This is a genomic window from Nguyenibacter vanlangensis, assembly GCF_038719015.1.
GTDB lineage: Bacteria > Pseudomonadota > Alphaproteobacteria > Acetobacterales > Acetobacteraceae > Gluconacetobacter > Gluconacetobacter vanlangensis.
This window is the reverse complement of sequence record NZ_CP152276.1, coordinates 3,285,813-3,301,214: the sequence shown is the minus strand read 5'-3', so window position 1 is coordinate 3,301,214 and position 15,402 is coordinate 3,285,813. Positions and strand designations below refer to the sequence as shown.

The 15,402-nt window shown below is 60.1% G+C and carries 22 protein-coding genes and 1 pseudogene; 16 read left to right on the top strand and 7 right to left on the bottom strand.

Annotated elements, in window-relative coordinates; all coding sequences use genetic code 11:
* The first annotated feature begins 150 nt into the window (after positions 1–150).
* From AAC691_RS15440 to AAC691_RS15415, 6 genes are all read left to right on the top strand, one after another.
* Positions 151–360, top strand: coding sequence for a hypothetical protein (locus tag AAC691_RS15440; RefSeq protein WP_342627546.1), 210 nt, complete (start codon positions 151–153; stop codon positions 358–360).
* A 178-nt stretch (positions 361–538) separates the two neighbouring features.
* Entirely contained in the window at positions 539–778 is a 240-nt protein-coding gene (locus AAC691_RS15435) for a hypothetical protein (RefSeq protein ID WP_342627545.1), read from the top strand.
* Positions 775–1,143 (top strand): hypothetical protein, encoded by a 369-nt coding sequence (locus tag AAC691_RS15430; RefSeq protein ID WP_342627544.1) that lies wholly within the window; start codon positions 775–777, stop codon positions 1,141–1,143. Before AAC691_RS15435 ends, AAC691_RS15430 begins: the two co-directional genes overlap by 4 nt.
* On the top strand, positions 1,143–1,595 hold the full coding sequence (locus AAC691_RS15425; protein ID WP_342627543.1) for a hypothetical protein: 453 nt from the start codon (positions 1,143–1,145) through the stop codon (positions 1,593–1,595). Before AAC691_RS15430 ends, AAC691_RS15425 begins: the two co-directional genes overlap by 1 nt.
* Positions 1,592–1,762 (top strand): hypothetical protein, encoded by a 171-nt coding sequence (locus AAC691_RS15420; RefSeq protein WP_342627542.1) that lies wholly within the window; start codon positions 1,592–1,594, stop codon positions 1,760–1,762. Before AAC691_RS15425 ends, AAC691_RS15420 begins: the two co-directional genes overlap by 4 nt.
* Before the next feature lie 72 nt (positions 1,763–1,834).
* On the top strand, positions 1,835–2,263 hold the full coding sequence (locus AAC691_RS15415) for a DUF3310 domain-containing protein (protein WP_342627541.1): 429 nt from the start codon (positions 1,835–1,837) through the stop codon (positions 2,261–2,263).
* On the opposite strand, the gene AAC691_RS15410 is transcribed toward AAC691_RS15415, so the two are convergent.
* Genes AAC691_RS15410 through AAC691_RS15400 form a run of 3 tightly spaced genes read right to left on the bottom strand, consistent with a single transcriptional unit; the run spans position 2,253 to position 5,085 of the window.
* Positions 2,253–2,531, bottom strand: coding sequence for a hypothetical protein (locus AAC691_RS15410; RefSeq protein WP_342627540.1), 279 nt, complete (start codon positions 2,529–2,531; stop codon positions 2,253–2,255). The genes AAC691_RS15415 and AAC691_RS15410 overlap by 11 nt on opposite strands.
* Positions 2,532–2,563: 32 nt before the next feature.
* Positions 2,564–3,679 carry a helix-turn-helix domain-containing protein gene (locus AAC691_RS15405; RefSeq protein WP_342627539.1) on the bottom strand — a complete coding sequence of 372 codons (1,116 nt, stop codon included), beginning with the start codon at positions 3,677–3,679 and terminating at the stop codon, positions 2,564–2,566.
* 2 nt (positions 3,680–3,681) lie between these two features.
* Complete coding sequence (locus AAC691_RS15400; protein ID WP_342627538.1) at positions 3,682–5,085, bottom strand: DEAD/DEAH box helicase; 1,404 nt, start codon at positions 5,083–5,085, stop codon at positions 3,682–3,684.
* Between the two features lie 145 nt (positions 5,086–5,230).
* Between AAC691_RS15400 and AAC691_RS15395 the strand changes: the two genes are divergently transcribed.
* From AAC691_RS15395 to AAC691_RS15360, 8 genes are all read left to right on the top strand, one after another.
* Entirely contained in the window at positions 5,231–6,055 is an 825-nt protein-coding gene (locus AAC691_RS15395; protein ID WP_342627537.1) for a PD-(D/E)XK nuclease-like domain-containing protein, read from the top strand.
* 4 nt (positions 6,056–6,059) lie between these two features.
* Positions 6,060–7,013: an AAA family ATPase gene (locus AAC691_RS15390; RefSeq protein ID WP_342627536.1), complete on the top strand. Its 954-nt coding sequence runs from the start codon at positions 6,060–6,062 to the stop codon at positions 7,011–7,013.
* Complete coding sequence (locus AAC691_RS15385) at positions 7,013–7,207, top strand: helix-turn-helix domain-containing protein (protein ID WP_342627535.1); 195 nt, start codon at positions 7,013–7,015, stop codon at positions 7,205–7,207. The genes AAC691_RS15390 and AAC691_RS15385 overlap by 1 nt, the downstream gene beginning before the upstream one ends.
* Positions 7,179–7,385, top strand: a complete 207-nt coding sequence (locus tag AAC691_RS15380) for a hypothetical protein (RefSeq protein ID WP_342627534.1) — start codon at positions 7,179–7,181, stop codon at positions 7,383–7,385. Before AAC691_RS15385 ends, AAC691_RS15380 begins: the two co-directional genes overlap by 29 nt.
* A 3-nt stretch (positions 7,386–7,388) precedes the next feature.
* On the top strand, positions 7,389–7,844 hold the full coding sequence (gene ssb, locus AAC691_RS15375; protein ID WP_342627533.1) for a single-stranded DNA-binding protein: 456 nt from the start codon (positions 7,389–7,391) through the stop codon (positions 7,842–7,844).
* A gap of 21 nt (positions 7,845–7,865) precedes the next feature.
* Entirely contained in the window at positions 7,866–8,048 is a 183-nt protein-coding gene (locus AAC691_RS15370; protein ID WP_342627532.1) for a hypothetical protein, read from the top strand.
* 3 nt (positions 8,049–8,051) lie between these two features.
* Positions 8,052–8,615, top strand: a complete 564-nt coding sequence (locus AAC691_RS15365) for a hypothetical protein (protein ID WP_342627531.1) — start codon at positions 8,052–8,054, stop codon at positions 8,613–8,615.
* A 102-nt stretch (positions 8,616–8,717) separates the two neighbouring features.
* Positions 8,718–9,335: a transcription elongation protein SprT gene (locus tag AAC691_RS15360; RefSeq protein ID WP_342627530.1), complete on the top strand. Its 618-nt coding sequence runs from the start codon at positions 8,718–8,720 to the stop codon at positions 9,333–9,335.
* 203 nt (positions 9,336–9,538) lie between these two features.
* Here AAC691_RS15360 and AAC691_RS15355 read toward each other — a convergent pair whose 3' ends face one another.
* Entirely contained in the window at positions 9,539–10,552 is a 1,014-nt protein-coding gene (locus AAC691_RS15355; protein WP_342627529.1) for a site-specific integrase, read from the bottom strand.
* Between the two features lie 329 nt (positions 10,553–10,881).
* Here AAC691_RS15355 and AAC691_RS15350 point away from each other — a divergent pair.
* Positions 10,882–11,034: pseudogene (locus AAC691_RS15350) on the top strand (AAA family ATPase); the annotation flags it as partial.
* Positions 11,035–11,499: 465 nt separating this feature from the next.
* On the opposite strand, the gene AAC691_RS15345 reads toward AAC691_RS15350, so the two are convergent.
* Together AAC691_RS15345 and AAC691_RS15340 are read right to left on the bottom strand one after the other, a co-directional pair.
* Positions 11,500–12,174, bottom strand: a complete 675-nt coding sequence (locus AAC691_RS15345; protein WP_342627528.1) for a CerR family C-terminal domain-containing protein — start codon at positions 12,172–12,174, stop codon at positions 11,500–11,502.
* The gene (locus tag AAC691_RS15340; protein WP_342627527.1) at positions 12,171–13,424 is read right to left on the bottom strand and encodes a M24 family metallopeptidase; all 1,254 of its coding nucleotides are present in this window, start codon (positions 13,422–13,424) and stop codon (positions 12,171–12,173) included. Before AAC691_RS15340 ends, AAC691_RS15345 begins: the two co-directional genes overlap by 4 nt.
* A 237-nt stretch (positions 13,425–13,661) precedes the next feature.
* Here AAC691_RS15340 and AAC691_RS15335 point away from each other — a divergent pair, with 237 nt between their 5' ends.
* Positions 13,662–14,033, top strand: a complete 372-nt coding sequence (locus AAC691_RS15335; protein ID WP_342627526.1) for a hypothetical protein — start codon at positions 13,662–13,664, stop codon at positions 14,031–14,033.
* 409 nt (positions 14,034–14,442) lie between these two features.
* Here AAC691_RS15335 and AAC691_RS15330 read toward each other — a convergent pair whose 3' ends face one another.
* The gene (locus AAC691_RS15330; protein ID WP_342627525.1) at positions 14,443–15,348 is read right to left on the bottom strand and encodes a LysR family transcriptional regulator; all 906 of its coding nucleotides are present in this window, start codon (positions 15,346–15,348) and stop codon (positions 14,443–14,445) included.
* Positions 15,349–15,402: the final 54 nt, after the last annotated feature.

Below are 15,402 nucleotides of genomic sequence, written 5' to 3'. Positions count from 1 at the left end.
CTCTGTTCATCGTCACGGCGATCGTGATCGCGGCTCCGTGTATCCTTATCGACGGATCACGGATATTCCTGCGCGATACCAGCGAAGCATTCCGAATACTCGCTAAATACCGATTGGACTCACGCAAATAATTATGGTAAGACTTCCGCTATGACTGAAACTGTTTTCAACGTCGGCTCCACGGGAAAAACGCGCGGTGGATATGACTATGTCGTGACGGCGATCGACCCCACGTTGCCCGCCAACATGCAAATGACGGCGAAAATAACCAGCCTGAATATCACCCTGTATTACTACGTTTCGGGACAGATGAATTTCAATCTCCCCGACGCTTACGATCTGATGGCGCCAGTATCGTGAACGAGGTTTTGCGGGCGATGGCCTTAATTCGCTTCTACGCCCTGGAAGGGGCGGCGGCGAATGAGGCATCGCGCCAGGAATGCTATGACGCATTCAACGTAGTAACCGATTTTATCAAGAGGTTTCTGAAATGAAGTTCCCCACTGTGAATAGCCAGCACGTCAAGATATTGACGTTCATGTTTCTTGCCGAACGCCTGAACAATCAGCAGGAAATGCAATTCGAACGCGGCACCGAAGACGCGAAAACCGCCCATGAAATGATGCTGGATTTCGCTGTTCCGCTTCTCATTCTGACCGCGCCCTACACGCTCCGCCTGACGCCGGTTGGCCGTGAAATGGCCCGCCATTATTGCCGCGCCGCCCTGGACGGCTGCACGGTCGTCATCAATGCCGAATTCACGGAGATTGCGGGATGACCAACAAACTCCGCATCACCGGCCCGTATCGCGCCGACCACCCCGGTCCGTTCTGCACTGCCGACGGTCGGCCGGCCCGCGTTCTGTGCCGGGACTGGCAAACGCTCAATACGCCCGTCATCGCTCTGGTCAAGGATAGCACCGGGGAATCGCTCGTGCGTTACTCGGCAGAAGGGGTATACGCCCATGGAGAAAATTGGCGCCTGATGTGCGCCGAGGAAGCCCCCGCGCCGCGCGAAATTTGGCTTAACATTTATCCTTATGGGGAAGAATTCCGTCATAACAGCAGAAAGTCCGCTGACGACAGAGCGACGGATGACCGCATCAAATGCATTCACTTCCGCGAAGTGATGGAGGGCGAGTGATGTCCGGCCGGGAATCCTATGTCGTCGCGCATGACGAAGCGAGCCTCCATTACATCGCGCAGCCAGACCCGTTCGTCATCTCCTTTCACAGCGCGGGCCAACTCAAATTCTATCGGGATGGCCGTGTCCAGGGAGAGTTCACCGACCCGGATGAAGCCGCCAAGACTTTCATCGAATACGTAGTAAAGCAATATCAGGCACCTATCGAAAACGCCCACGCCGAAGCCCGGATCGCTGCGCTGATTGCAGAGACCGAGCGGCTGAAGGAAACACATTCCAGCATGCTGAACTCTTTCCAGAGGCTATGTAATGAGCGGGCATCAAGCTTGAGGAAAACTGGCTGGCACCGCGCTGCCAGAATGCTCCTTCGCTCGCATGACGAAGCCGTTGCGGCGCTCCATGATCCTCAGCCGCCAGCCGGGCAGACGGATCGGGAGGGAAGGCGCGAATGATCGTCAAGATCAGCATCAGCTTTGCGTATCGCGGGCATATCGTGGAATGCACGCGGAACGACGCGCGAATTTACCGGGATGGAACGGAAGTCGCCGTCAGCTACGCGCCCTATCGCGCAGGAATTGAACGCGCGATCGATGCGCTGATCGAAAGCGCGGCAACCTGACCACCCCCACCATCACCATGGCCGCCGTCGCGTGGATCGCGGCGGCCGGCCTGCTCATCGCGACATGTAGCCATGAACGACCCTGTCAGACATCCCAGCCACTATACATCGCACCCATCAGGCATCGAATGCCTGGAAGTCACACGGCATATGTCGTTCGACCTGGGTAACGCCACGAAATACCTGTGGCGCGGCTGGACGAACCAGAAGCACAGCGGCCCGATCGATCTGGAAAAAGCGGCGTTCTATATCCGCGACTTCATCGCCATGCCGACCCCGCCCCGGATGCCCCTGTGGCGAGCGGCGTGGACGGCTCTGGACAAATGGCAGATGGCCGAACCCTGCAAGCCCCTGGCGTCGGCCGTGGTCCATCTGTGGATGGCTGACACGGCCGGGACGCCCCGTGAGGCTGCGTCCCGCGCCCGCTATGCCCTCGGAATCGTCGAACGCGAAATTGGAGAGAGAATGGGATTAATCAAATCAAGCCCGGCTAAACATTGATTAGCCTGTCACCTTTTATATATTCGATATCAGAGTATCCTATATAATAATAAGACTCAAACCCGGTCTTTTCCCCAATACGCACCACAAGAGCATTGCTAGTCAATAATACTTCGCTATGTTTGTCACTGGGATCGGCAGGGATTGGTATTTCTTTTCCTGACTTCAGTCCGAGGGTAATGGCCCCATTTTTATGCCGAATTTGAGCGATAAGATTTTTAATGTGTGCTTCATTCATCGGAAGATTCTCCAGAAATGGAGATGCCATGATCGCCTCATTGGCAAGTTCCTGTAAACCCCCTACACAACAGCCTCGGGCGGCAGGGTAACGCGGCTGATCTCTCCATACCGCGCGTGATACGTGATCGCGCTGGCGGAGCGGCCTGACAGCCATCCGCCGCGCGACGCATAGGCGTCCTTGGCCGCCAGGGTCCGATGCTGTTCGACCAGCATCAGCGCGGACTCTCGCATCTGCTTGTGGTGCAGGTGCCCGCAATGCGCGAATCGGTGCCGAGTCCGCCCAAACACGTCCGAGAATTTCGCCGCCATCGTCACGTCAAGCTGCCCCGGCCTGACCTTGTGGCCGTGGTGGAAAAACAGCGCGACGTCGCCATGCTGGTAGCAATAGAACGGGTCCGGCGACTGCTCGACCGTGACGCGCGGCTCGCGCTCATAGATCACGGCCAGCATCTCCCGCAGCCAGATCGAACTGGCCGGATCGTGATTCCCTTCGGCATTGATGATGTGGACGGTCTGATGCTTGTCAAGCATCATTTGCACAATTTGTCTCATCGCCTGGATAGCGACGCGGACCACCTTTTGAAACCGCGTATCCGCATCCAGCACGTGGCGACTCGTCGGCGTGACCGCTTCCAGGCCATCCCAATGCAGGAAATCGCCAAGCTGCGCCAGGATACCCACACCTGCTGCCGGGGAATTGTCGATCGCCGACCGGAACCAGCGCACCAGCAGGTCCGACGCGATCGGCACGTCCCAATCGTCGCCACTTTCCTCACGCCATGCCAGCATGCCCAGGTGGTAGTCCGTCAGCACGTAGCATGTCGCAAGGTCAGCGTCCGCGACCGACCGGAACGGCTGGGGCCGGACACGCGGCAGGCGGGCCGCCATGGCCTCAAGGGCGGCGTGCTGTAGCTCGGCCATGCGTTCCGGGTCGATCTGGCTTTTGACCCACTGCATGCGCTTGACGCCATGCTCATCGTAGAACGTGCTGGCCCCCTTTAGGCGGAATCCGTCCGGCACGGGCCGCGTCAGGTCATATTCGGGCGCATAGCCCCGCTTGACCCATCCCCGCACCCTCCGGTCCACGGTGCGGCGGTTCAGCCCCAGGGCGGCAGCGGCTTTCGCCTGGCTGCCGTGTTCCGCAATCGCGGATTCAATCTGCTTGTCTGTGATCATGCTTATAGTTCCGCGCCGCGACGACGCGCGCGGTTTCGTGCGCTCCATTTCATAAATGCCCATTTATGCGGGTCCTTGTATCCCCGCTGCCGGCCCAGGGCGGTTAGCTCGGCCAGCGTCTGCGCCTCGGCGTCTTCGGATTTTCTCCGCCACCGTTCGGCCTCGCGCTCCCGCTCCGCCATCTCGCGCAATTCGCCCTCACGGAATTCGATCGTGCGCTCTTCGATCTGCTTCCGCAACTGGTGTCCGCATTTCGTCCCGTCCGGGTAAACGGTCGGGCAGAACATCGGATAGGGGTATCGGACCTGACCAAAGCACTGGGGGCAGGTGAACGGCGCAGGGACATTTCCGTCGCGCTTCACCGCCCCCGTGTCATCCCCCAGGGTCCAATCCCGGTCCGCGTCGATATCGTCATGCAGATACCAATTACCCGCATGGTCCAGAATGACCGCCGTTTTCCCTGGCGCGGGGCGCAGGCCGCGCCCGGCCCATTGCAGATAGAGCGACAGCGATTTGGTTCGCCGCAGCATCATGACGCAATCAATGGTCACGTCCGCCTGTGCCACGGCAGCCAGATCGAACCCCTCGCCGAACAGGTCCACGTTCGACAGGACAAGCAATTCGCCAGCCGCATAACGCCTGATGATTTCCCGCCGCTCCCCCCTCGGGGTTCCGCCATCCAGATGCGCGGCCGGAATGCCAGCGTCGCAAAACTGTTTCACGACCCAGCGTGAATGCGCAACGTTTTTCGCGAACACGACAGTCCGTAAGCCGGCTGCCAGCCTGCGCCAATGATCGACCGGATCGCCCACCAGTTCGGTGCCGGCCTCGGGCGGGAAGAAATGGCGGAACCTCGACAGATGCCCCCGATCGATTAGGTCGCGGGTGGTCGGACCGCAGACGATCGCGTCGAAATGCGCCCCAAGCCCCCGATTGTCCAACCGCTTCGGCGTGGCAGTCAGCCCGACCAGCCGAGCACCCCGAGTCGTGAAATGGTCAATGACCGTTTCCCACCCCTCCGCCCGGCTGTGGTGCGTCTCGTCAACGATCACCAACCAAGGAACAGGGACCGAACCCAACAGCGATTTCAGGGTGCCGATACTGCATACCTGAATGGCCGCATTCGTCACGCGCGCATGGCCGGCTGCAATTACGCCATGCGGAATCCCATACCGCAGCAGGGTCCGACTCGTCCCCGCGACCAGTTCATCCCGGTGACATAGGAAATAGACGGTGCGTCCGGCGGTGATGCAACGTTGCATCAGGTAGGCCGCCAAAACAGTTTTGCCGGCTCCGGTGCTCATCTGCACAAGGACCCGCGTGACACCCGCCTTGAAATGGGCGCTCACGTCTTCCGCGACTCGCGCCTGATAGTCGCGCAATATGGATTGAACAGAAAACGGCATCCATAGACGTGATAGCGCCCCGGCCAGTCCGAGTCGCGCCAGAAATCTGCCAAGATGTTAAAAACTGTTGCCTTTTGACGTATCATAGATATGACACAGGCGAGATTATATCTAGGTATTACACAACGGATCACGACGAAACACTTTGAGCACCAACGAATACAAGGACGGCGTTTCGAACGCGGATTATCACGCGGACAGTGCCGTATCGAAATCGCAACTCGACCACATCGCCGAATCGCCGGCCGTGCTGGAATGGTCCAAGGGCGCGCCCGTCGATGAAGACGCGCTTGCCACCCTGGAATTCGGCACCGCTCTGCATGCCCTGTTGCTGGAACCCGAGAGTTTCAAGGCGACCTATGTCCGCGCGCCGAAATTCGATCGGCGCACGAAGGACGGGAAGCTGGCGGCGGCAGAGTTCGAACAGGCGCATGCCGGCAAGCAGGTGATCGACGCCGACGACTGGAAGGCCCTGATGCTGTGCTATGACAGCGTGATGGCCCACCCGACCGCCCGGGAATTGCTGGAAGCCGAGGGCGTTTCGGAACGGTCATATTTCTGGACGGACACGGAAACCGGCATCCGCTGCCGCTGCCGTCCCGATCGCCTCCTGACCAATATGGGATGGATCGCGGACGTGAAGACCACCGACGATATCGATGGATTTTTCTCATCGGCGCATGATTACCGCTACCACGTGCAGGATAGCTATTACACGGATGGATACGCGGCCGTGCATGGCGAACCCCCGCGTGCGTTCCTGTTCATCGCGGTCGGCAAGCGGCGTGCGCTGGGCCGGTATCCTGTGCGCGTCTATTCGCTGCCCGCCGCAATGAAGGCACACGGCCGCCGTCTCTACCGCGCCAATCTGCGCGACTACGCCGACGCCCTGGAAAGCGGGAATCTCCGGGGAATCCAGACACTCGGGATGCCGGATTGGTATACGCGCAGCCTGGACGCGGGGGCCTGATACAATGCAGGACGAAGACAACATCATCGTGATCCGCCCGGCCGAGCGCGAAGGCGCGCGGCTGATTTTCTGCTTCTCGGGGACAAGCGGCAGCGGCAAGACGCGGACCGCGCTCGAATTCGCCTACGGCCTGACGAACTACGATCCGGGGAAGATCGGTTTTCTCGACACGGAAAATCGTCGCGGATCACTCTATGCGGACGTGCTGAAGGCGCACAAGACGCGGCCGACCAACACGCCGTTCCTGATCGCCGATCTGGATGCGCCGTTCTCCCCCGACCGCTATAAGCGGGCCGTTCTCGCGTTCCAGCGGGCGGGCGTTGAAGTCCTGATTGTCGATAGCTATTCCCACATGTGGGAAGGCATTGGTGGCTGTTCCGACATCGCGGCCAAGCACAAATCGGTGCAGGGATGGAAAATTGCAAAGGACGCGCATAAGGATTTCATCAATGCGATCCTGTCCGTCGATATGCATATTATTTTGTGCATCAGGGCGCGAGAACAGATTGACGCGACGGACCCTCGAAATATAAAAAGTCTCGGTGTTCAGCCGATTTGTGAAAAAAACCTGATGTTCGAAATGACGGCGTCCATGATGATGGACAACGAAGGAAAACATCAGGACGTGATAAAATGTCCCGGCGAACTGCAACCGTTCCTCGGTCGCGGTCAGGGATATATCACCAGCGAAGACGGCGCGGCGGTCCGGGCCTGGGTCGATGGCGGGAAGCCGATCGACCCGGCCACGGAACGCGCATTCAACACGCTGCGAAGCGTGGCCGAGGGCGGTATGCGAGCATACCGCGCAGAATGGAACCGCACGCCCGAGTCCGCGCGTAAGGCGCTGGAAGCGGACGGCAGACATGAAACTTTGAAGGCCCAGGCGGCGGCTTTCGACAGGCAACGTGAGCGCGTCTCATCCGACGCGGACGGCCTGAATGAACAGAGGGTTGAGTGATGGAGTTCCTGACCATTGACGATCTGGTTTCCCGTTGGCGTGATTCGGTTAGCCGGCGCACGCTGGGGAATTGGCGCGCTCAAGGAAAGGGGCCGCCCTATCGCAAGATCGGGCAGAGCGTCCTTTACAGGCTTTCGGACGTAATCGCGTTCGAGAACGGAGAAAATGGCACAACAAACGATCAGCGGAACTGACGCCAATCTGGTGAACCAGATCACCATCCGCGTTGTCGAAATCGGGCAGTTTGCCCAGGCCCTTTTGGCAACGCGGCAGGTCAATCAGGCGGCAGCGGCCGTATTGTGGGCGCAGCTTCAGGCCGGCTTTCTGTCGGTCTTGAACCTGCTTGTGAAACTGCCGGTCAAGGGATCGTAACCGATGGCACAATCCGTCAATAAGGCTGTCCTGATCGGCAATCTCGGGAAGGACCCCGAGGTGCGGTCCACACAGGGCGGCAGCAAGGTCGTTTCCATGACCGTCGCGACCAGCGAAACATGGAAGGACCGCCAGAGCGGCGAGAAGCGGGAAGCCACCGAATGGCACCGCATCGTGATCTGGAATGAAAATATCGGCAATTTCGTGGAACAGTATCTACGGAAGGGCGACAAGGTCTATCTTGAGGGCAAATTGCAGACCCGCAAATGGACCGATCAGCAGGGCGCCGATCGCTACACTACGGAAATCGTGTTGCAGGCGTATGACGGCAAGCTGGTGTCGCTGACCAGCCGGCTGGACAACCAGGGCGGCGGCGAACAGTCCCGCGCCAATCAGAACAATGCGTCGCGCGGCACCGGATACGGCCGCAATGACGTTGATGATGAAATTCCTTTTTAAACCCAGGATTTATAACACACCATGACCACCAATACCCTGAAGATCGGCGCCAAGGTGAAGGCGTCGGCCGTCAATGTCGAGAACTACGTCAAGGGCGAGATCGTCGCCATCGAAACCAAGGCGCGCGGCGCGTGGTATACGATCAAGCGCGATATCGACGGCGTTCTGTTCAAAACCCGAGCGGCGAAGATCGCGGCGGCCTGACGCATGCATCACGCCAGCGCCTTTCCACTGCTGGGGCTGCTATCCGCAGCCCTGGTCGGCCTCGGCAACCGCGTGCGTGGCGGGCTATGGGGCGCATCCATCGCGCAGCGCGTCCATTGGGGCTCGACCACGGCCCGGATCGTCGCGTGGGGCGGTTCCTGCGCCCTGGCCGCCGCCATATCCCTGGCGATCGCTCACGGCACCATCTGGCACGCCCTGCTGCTGGTGCCGCTGATGTGGGCCGGCGCGACCGTGCCGATGTTCGGCGGGATCGACCTCGGCCGCCAGAACGGGACATACACGCGGGATTTCTGCGCGCTGCTGCTGCACGGCGTCCTGTGCGTGCTGCCGGCTTGCGTGACGTTCGCCATGCTGCATTATCGCGTTGCCCCGCTGCTGGCGGCCGGCATCCTGATGCCCACATGCTACGTCACCGCATACGGTATCCGCTGGTCATGTCCCGCGCTGGGTGTCCTGCCGGCCGACCGGCCGCCGCTGGGTGAATTGCTGTTCGGCGCGGCCGTGGGTCTCGCCCTGACGGCGGTCATGCTGGCCGGCCCGCACTAAGGGCTTGTACCCGCCCGCAATTCGTACTAGGCAACCCGAAAGCGTTTAAACGGATTGCGGGCAATGAACAGAGAGACATGGTTGAACAATCTGGCGGAGCGCATGGCCCCGCGCTTCGAGGCGCTGGGCAAGCCGCTGCCGCCATTTCGGGTCGCGGTCGGCTTCACCAGTCGCGGCATGAACAAGACGGCAGCCGGTGAATGCTGGGACAAGCGCGCCAGCCAGGACGGTCGCTTTGAGATTTTCGTGGGGCCGCAGGTTCGCGGCGCGGAAGACGCGGCGTTTATCCTGGCGCATGAATTGATTCATGCGGCGGTCGGGCTGCAACACGGGCATAAGGGGGAATTCGAACGGATCGCCCTGCTCATGGGATTCCCGCGCCCCCTGACGCAAATTGCCCGCATGACGCCGGCCATGCGGGAATGGATCGACCCACTGCTGTCGGCAATCGGCAACATCCCTCATGCGCCGCTCGAATGGTCAATACTGGATGAACCGGGGGCGAAGCCGAAGATGCGGCGCACCCCTGGCGGGGTGGAACCGGACGGCGACGGCGAGGATGCGCCCGTGTCGAGCCGGCCGAAGAAACAGAGCGCGCGGATGATCAAGGTCGCGTGCCCGCATTGCGGATACACGGCGCGCGTCACGCGCAAATGGCTGGATATCGGGGCACCGCATTGCCCCGAACATGGCGAAATGAAGGAAGAAGACAATGAGTGACGACAGCCTATGGACTATTCGAGAACTGGCGGCATTCCTACGCTATACTGAAAGCAGCGTTCGGACCATGGCCAGCAAATCCCCGGAACGGCTTCCCCCGCGCGTTGCCGGCCTCGGCCGACCGCGCTGGAGTCCGTCCGCCGTGAGGGCATGGGCCGCCGCGCCGCCTCCTGAAGTCCGCATGCGCGGTGGCCGGCCGCGCACTACCCCAATTTTTTAGCCAAGTCGGACGCCTTGGGGCGATAGTAAGACTTCAGGACGCGCAAATCGCGGTGTCCCGTGACGGCCGATAGTTCCAGCACGTTCGACAGCCGCTTGCTGAGTTCCGTAGTGGCTTCCCGGCGCGAGTCATGAAAATGCAGATCGGGCAGGCCAGCGTCGATCCTGGCCCGCCTGAACGTCATGTCCAAGGTCCCAGACTGGATGGGGACGACTGGCGCAGCGGCTGGCCCCGGGGGCAGGATTTTCAGCAGACTCATCGCCTCGGACGATATTGGGACGTCTCTCTCATAGCCGTTCTTTGTCTGCTCTAGGTGGACGTAGCAGTCATCAAGATGCACGTCGCCCCATGTCAGGGATAGGATTTCCCCCTTCCGCATTGCCGTGGCGAGGGCGAGAAAGAAGGCGAAGGCGGTCCACTGTCCCACCGAGTCGGGGGGCGACTTCATATCCCAGCCCAGCCATTCGGCCATCAGTTCACGCTCTGCCTGAGACACGCGCCGCTTCCTCGGTTTCGATCGTGGCGGCCTTTGGATCATGCCAACGGGGTTCCCCGGCATAGGTGCTCGCCATTCCTTGATGGCCACGTTAAATACCGCAGAAAGCACGTTCAATTCTCTGTTGACCGTCTCCGAGGAAACAGTTTTCAGCCGGCTGTCACGCCATGCGCCCAACGCAGGGGGATCGAACGTCCGCGCGGGAACGCGGAACGCATCCATGCGGGCTAGGGCATGCAAACGTATGATTTCCCAGCGCGATCCGCGTTTAGACGGAGATATTGCTGTCGCATAGCGGGTAAGCAGGTCCGAGACGAGCAGGTTGGCAACATGGGCTGGCTTCTCGGGTTCGGCCGGCGCTTCTCCCGCCAGTATTGCCGCTTCTGCCTGCGTCGCCCAGGATATCGCTTGCGCCTTGGTATCAAACGTGGCGCTTACCCGCCGCCCCTTTCGGACTATCATTGCGCGCCATGATTTACCCCGCCGTATGATGGATGCCATGTGATTCCCTTTCGCGGAATCACACATACGGCATGGCGTAATAGGGCGTAGAGGGGATCAAAAACAATCAAAACCACCCGCCAACATACAAAACCAACCCATTGATAAATCTAAGAATATAGTGATTTCAAAGGGGCAGGAATACCGCCCTTGGGCACCATTTTCGTGTTTGCCGCTGCCTGTCGGCGTTTGAGAATCCCCGAAAAACTGCCGTTTTTTATGTGTTCGCTGGCTGCGAGCGTTTGCTTTTGGTTGCCGTGGGCCGGAGTGTTTGCGGGGTATGACCGGGGGTAGCCGATGGTACTCGCCGATACAGAGCGCCACGCAAGCTCTGGATTGCGGACGAGGCGTCGCTGGTTTCGGCACGTGATACCGCAGAGCTGCTGGCACTGGCGGAGACCCGTCGCGGGGCGCGCGTGCTGCTGGTTGATGAGACGGCGCCACTCGAGTCGATCGAGGCTGGAACGGCATGCGCCAGGTAAGCGGGCGCGCGGCGGTGGCGCCGGCCTTACCGGGGACGAGTGAAGAAGGCACTGGTTGGCCCGGATTCGGGTGGCGGGCATATGGTCGAACACGGGAGGCGGAAAGCGCGGTTCGAGTAGATGGTGCGGGGGGGGGGTCGCGGCGCAGGGTCGTCTATACCAACCACCTCGCCAGGCTTGCAGCCTGTCAGGTTGTGAGACGTCATTAGCACCTACCATGATGCGACCGACGTCGGACATGATACTGCCCTCGGTTTTTTGACAGAAGTGCTGGTTGGCTAGGCGCGCCTTTTCCCCAACCCGCGCCACGTAGTGCATCGCCTCCTCGGCATCGTGCATCGATGCCTATCGAAAGCCCGCGCTTTCCCAATTCAGCATCGTCTCCGGGCCGGCACGATCGAGAAATTTTCAAATAGTTTGTCGCGTGAATCCTGAAATTCAGAACATCATGAATTTGCTATTTGGTTATCTCGGCAAAGCTGCGGCAACTGCCATGGCCGAGAGGGTGTCAGCGACCTTTTCCGACTCGGCATGGCCAATCTTCGTGAGCCGAGCGCGTCGCAGAAATGCCTCCTGCGCGACCACAAATGACAGCGCCTGCCCAACCAGTGCATGCGCCTGTATGACGACGTGCATGTCGTCCGGCCCAGAAGATTGAAGCTCAGCCACGAGGCGGCAGAGTGTCTGGTGCAGGGGACCAATGAAGCGATCGAAGAGCACATCGAAGTTTTTGGTCGGGTTGAGCTGTTCCCTAACGATGAGCATCGCGCGTTCAAGCGGTGCTTCAGGCGACAGGATCGCCAGCACGAAGCCCTTCATGATTTTGCGCAATTCACTAGCACAGGCATCTACGCCGCGCGGTTTGCTTTTCGGAGGGGGGGAAGTGCCAATGCCGCCCTTTTGTAGGGTTTGCGCCAAATCGTCTGCAATCTCTTGGATGACAGCAGCGTAAACGCCTTCCTTCCCTCCGAAGTAATAAGGGATGGCAGACTGGTTGGCCCCAGCTTTCTCGGCAAGGGTTCTGGTACGGACGCCTTCGAGACCGTGTGTCGCGAATAGATAAAGGCCGGCTTTGATCAGGCGTTCGCGCGTGCCGTCACCCGTTGGAGAAGGGGCATGGTGTGCTTGATCATCCATCATCCCGCCCGCATTAGCCGCGTGGTATTTTGGTTCAGTTCGATGCCCCCATCAGCGCCGACAAGAACTGTGCCGCCAAGATTAGCCAGGTGTCGCCCGAAGGCGCAGTTGGGTTCAAAGGCGAACGACATTCCTTCCCGGAGGGGCAATTCACGCCCTACCGTTGGGAGGCGGCCCATTTCTCCATAGGCAGCAGCTTCGGGTAGTGCATCGGGACCTGGCGCGGTGCCAAAGCCGATCGGGCCATAGGGGTTGATGCTATGAATAAGTGGGTGAACATGCCAACCGCCTGCCTCAAGCAGAGGGGTGCTCATGGCATCAACCACATCGCCGAATGTGTTACCAGGTTTCAGGGCTGCCAAGCCAGCTTCATAAGAAGCGCGAGCGACTTCGGCAGCACGTTCGATCTCAGGATGTATCGTCCCTAGTGCTATGGCAGGCTGGTGTTGCGTCTCCATCATGCCAAAGAAGGTGAAGACTTCGGAGAGAATGATATCGCCGGTCTGCAAGATTCGCGGTTTCTGCGCGCGGTAGGTCCATGCGGCCGGCCCCCATCCCACGTGTTCCGGACCAGATCCGATCAGCACTTCGGCGGTGAAACCCGCGTTGCGCAGACAGACCTCAGTGGTGGCTGCTACGAGATCGGCTTCGGAAACGCCGGGATGCGCAGCCGACCGCATGGCTTCGGCCATCTGTTCGCCGATCGCCGCAGCATGCCGGATCAAGGCGATTTCTTCGGCACTATGAACGGAGGCTAGTGCGAAAAACTGATGATAGACGGGCTCGAAGGTGGCTTTGGGGCAGGCGTCCAACACCGCCTTCCATGTCTGGTAGGGGATAGCGCCGTCGAAATAGAACGGTGGGTAAGGTTCTAGGCCCAGCACGCCAATCCGCGCTTTCGTCAGATCAAGCCGCTGCAAGGCCGCCACGATGTGATGTCCAGTCTTGCCGACAAAAATTTGTGCGGGCTCGATCCATTGGTCATCACCGCGCAGGCGCGCTTGGATATGATCGGCCACCATCATGGGCAGGAATGCGAGCACGATCGGCGGGGCGTCACCCTTGAAGATGACGACAGAGCCAAGACGGTCATTAGTGAAATAGCCGTCCAGCGCAAAGGGAGCGGGTGCTGATGACTCGCGATCTCCGTAGACGAGTAAGGCATCGAGGTTAGCCTGTTTCATCAGCTCACGTGCGAGCTTCCAACGCCGATCGCGTTCGGCACGAGAAAACTGGGGGACATTAGCGGTCATCTGATTCTCCGGCGAAGGTAGCTCATATTAATTCATTCAGATGAATTAAGCAAACTGCAAACCTGTAGATATCGGCGCCGATTGGCACGCTCTGTCAGCGTTAAATGTCACCCAACAGCTCGGCACGCGTTCCCGGAGATGATCCCTTGCGAGACGGCCCCGTCGTCTCGATTCACCATCCGTTGCGGGACCGGCTATGCAGATATATCGCCTCGCCGCGAGGAGGTTTCCTGCGTCATGACGCTGCACGAGTTTGGACCACGCATCCGCATCATGGGGCCGTCCAACAGCGGCAAATCCATGCTGGCGGAGGCCATAGCGCGGACGCAGGGCTTGGGGTTCAAGGTCAACCTTGTTTATGTCGGTCTGCGCAGCGTCCAGAACTCGGTCGGTCGCGTTCGGGAACGGGTTGCACGCGGCGGCCATGATGTCCCGCGCGCCGATCTGCTGCGCCGCTTTGGTCTTCCGAAGGCGATGGCCTTCTCCGATCGGGTGATCCTGCTCGATAACAGCGGCCGGCGTCGGCGCTTCCTTCATGCCTGCGAAGGTGGGCGTTTGAGGTTCACAACGCCTACGCTACCGCTATGGACAGCGCGGATGCTTGGGTGAAGGAGTGCCATCGCCCTCCGTCTCACCGATAACCGGGTGCCCTCCGTGGCCCCACTTCTGGCATACTGCGAGAAATGCGGCGTTAGAGGGCTATCGTGTAGGTATAGTTCTCATCCGGTTCCGGCGCGGCCCGCCGCCTACGCCATAGTATCCTGTGGTTCTCCGCCATATCTGGTTCTTACCGGCAGCGCGCCAAGGCTAGCTGCTGATCGCCGCCATCGGATTCATGACAATATCGCCAGCGTCGGCTTCTCGGTCGGGTATGGCCTCCATTCTACCCCTGCACAGCCTTCGACGGCTACCGAATGCTGCTGTCCGGCCCGCTGGTGACCGTGGTGCTCGCCGTCAAAGCTGCGATAGAAAACAGCCCGGCGGCTAGGCCCTGGATTTCACCAGCAGCATGTAGCGTTCAGGCTCGTGCGAAGGCCGGATCGTTCGTGAATCCATCCGCTAGGAATTCGATGAAGGCCCGCGTCCTTGTCGGCAACCGCCGGCCGGCCGGATGGACGGCGCTGATGGCCAACGTTCCTTGGACGTAGTCCTCCAGCACAACTTGCACTGTGCCCGCAAGGATCGCATCGGCGAACAGGTAGCGCGGCGCCTGGGTAAGCCCCAAGTGGGCCAAAACCGCAGTCCGCAGCTGCTCGGGGTCGGCGGTTCTGAAACGCCCCGCTGGATGATGGAACGAGGTTTGCCCCTCCTTGGTGAAGGTCCAGAGGCGGGGCTCCTGCCTCACGTTGAAAACGACGCACGAATGCTGCTGGAGATCGCCGGGCGTGGCCGGCGCCCCCCGCGCATCCAGATAGGCCGGCGTCGCGAGGGTCACGATCGGCGTTGAGGCGAGACGGCGCGCGGTCATCGACGAGTCGGTGAGGTCACCCATCCGGATCGCTAGATCCACACCTTCCTCCACCAGATTTACCGTGCGGTCCGTGGCCGAAAGCTCCACCGAAATCCCAGGATAAGCAGCAAAGAAATCCGGGAGCTTCGGCGTAATGTAGAGCCGCCCGAAGACCGGTGCCGCTGTCACTCGAACCAGGCCGGACAAAGCGGCCTGTTCCTGGCCTATCGACGACCTGATCTCGTCAAAGTCCTCGATCAGGCGCACAGCCGCTTCATAAAAGCTTTGGCCGGCGTCGGTCAGGGTCATGCTGCGGGATGTGCGACGCATGAGCTGCGCGCCCAGATGGGCTTCAAGCGCGGCGATCTGTTTGCTGACCGCTGGTTGCCCGACACCCGCCTCGCGCGCCACGGCCGAGAAGCTGCCGTTCTCCACCGTCCGGATAAAAAGCCGGATCGCATCCAACCGGTCCATGGTGCCTCATCAATTCCAATTGGGAATTGATTCTATTCTATTTCCCTTCTCATT